Raw genomic sequence first — 430 nt, 5'->3', positions numbered from 1 at the left:
GGTAGCCGTACCGGAAGGTGCGGCTGGATCACCTCCTTTAAAGAGAGTCGAGTTCTTTAAGGAACGCCTTCAAAGACTTTCACGGTGTTCACACTTATCGGATCGTTGAGTTCTGAAGCGCAGGATTGGGTCTGTAGCTCAGCTGGTTAGAGCATCGTCTTGATAAGGCGGGGGTCGATGGTTCGAATCCATCCAGACCCACCAATCCAACGTTTGCGACGCCGTAGGCAAGAGAGTGAAATCGTTCGATTTCTTGCCTACGGCGCTGTTAACTCAGCGCGAAGTTCTTTAAAAATTTGGAAAAGTAAAGACATTCTGAAGTTGTCTTGAAGAGAAGTTGAGATGCTTCCCTTCAGATAAAGGCAGCTTCAGGGGTTGTGATTGCATTCAAAACATCGATTCATTGAAGTTCATCGAGAACCGACATGAT

The 430-nt window shown here is 47.0% G+C and carries 1 tRNA gene; it reads left to right on the top strand.

The features are described from left to right. The first annotated feature begins 127 nt into the window (after positions 1–127). Positions 128–204: transfer RNA gene (locus GBM95_RS12075), tRNA-Ile, on the top strand. The last annotated feature ends 226 nt before the right edge of the window (positions 205–430 follow it).

The sequence above is a fragment of the Sutterella seckii genome (genome assembly GCF_009183815.1).
GTDB classification, from domain to species: domain Bacteria; phylum Pseudomonadota; class Gammaproteobacteria; order Burkholderiales; family Burkholderiaceae_F; genus Sutterella; species Sutterella seckii.
This window is presented reverse-complemented; position numbering and strand designations above follow the sequence as displayed.